1 protein-coding gene and 1 pseudogene are annotated in these 1,226 nt (G+C 75.4%); both read left to right on the top strand.

Annotated features, from left to right (window positions below):
* The coding region (locus tag ABZ371_RS32740) for a CAP domain-containing protein (protein ID WP_358686602.1) at window positions 1-412 on the top strand (412 nt) is incomplete at its 5' end.
* A gap of 156 nt (window positions 413-568) precedes the next feature.
* Window positions 569-1,226, top strand: a pseudogene (locus tag ABZ371_RS32735) (FUSC family protein); the annotation flags it as partial.

Here is a 1,226-nt window from a genome sequence, read left to right as displayed (position 1 = left end):
GCCGCGGCCGGTGCGGCCGCCGGCGCCCTCGTCGACGGAGGAGGAGGTCGTGCGGCTGGTCAACGCCGAGCGGGCGAAGGCGGGATGCGAGCCGGTGAGTACGAACGGCCTGCTGGCCGACGCGGCGTCGCGTCACTCCGCCGACATGGCCGACCGGGACTACTTCTCGCACACCTCACCGGACGGCACGGACCCCGGCGACCGCATCACCACGGCCGGCTACCGGTGGAGCACGTACGGCGAGAACATCGCGAAGGGCCAGCCCACCGCCGCCGCCGTGATGGAGTCCTGGATGAACAGCCCCGGCCACCGGGCGAACATCCTCAACTGCGCGTTCGAGGAGATCGGCATCGGGCGGCAGGACTCGGACTCCGGACCGGTCTGGACCCAGGCCTTCGGCGCCGCCCTCTGACACCGTCGGGCGACGGGCACCGTCCGCGGTGGCGACACATGACCGAAACGATCAGGTAGCACCGCCTCCACACCGGGGCTCTAGGCTGGGTCCACGCCCAGGCCGAAGGCGTCCGCCGGCGAGACGACACCTCCGCCGCCCGAACAGGAGCCCGGTGTGACCCGCGCACTGCCTTCCCTTCCCCCGTGGCTCGGCCACGTACTGCGGACCCAGCGCGGGCCCGTGCCCTGGAACGCGGTGCTGCGCGGGGCGCCGGCGTGCGCGCCGATGCTGGTGGCCGTGCTCGCCGACAGGCCGACCGCCGGGGTCCCTGCCGCACTGGGCGCGATGCTCGCCGGCATCAACGACCGGCCCGGCAGCCGCCGGGCCTCGATCACCCGTCTCGGCGTCCCGGCCGTGGCCGGATCGGCCGGGCTGCTGCTCGGTACGTCGATCGCGGCGGCGGCCGGCCCGGGGCGCTCCCTGCTCCTCCTGCCGCTGGTGTTCGGACTCCTGGGACTGCTTGCCGGCGCGCTCAGCTCGACGGGTCCGGTCGCGTCGGCCTGCGGCACCCAGGTGCTGGTGGCGGCCGTGGTCGGGGCCGGGATGCCGCTGCCGGAACCGGGCCCGCTGCGCGCACTGCTGTACCTGACCGGCGCCGCCTGGCTGCTGCTGCTCCGGCTGGTCCTGCCGTCCCCCGGCCGGCAGGGACACGGTCCGTACCACCTCGACGGGGAACGGGAAGCGGTCGCCCGGATCTACGACGCCGTGGCCCGGGTTCTGCGGGCGACCGGCGGCCCCCACGCCCGGGCCGAACGCGCCGCCCTGAGCGCGG

Origin of the sequence: Streptomyces sp. NPDC005899 (assembly GCF_040629645.1) — a bacterium.
Taxonomy (GTDB): Bacteria; Actinomycetota; Actinomycetes; order Streptomycetales; family Streptomycetaceae; genus Streptomyces.
The sequence above is the reverse complement of the archived record's forward strand: the minus strand, read 5'-3'. Positions and strand labels throughout refer to the sequence as shown.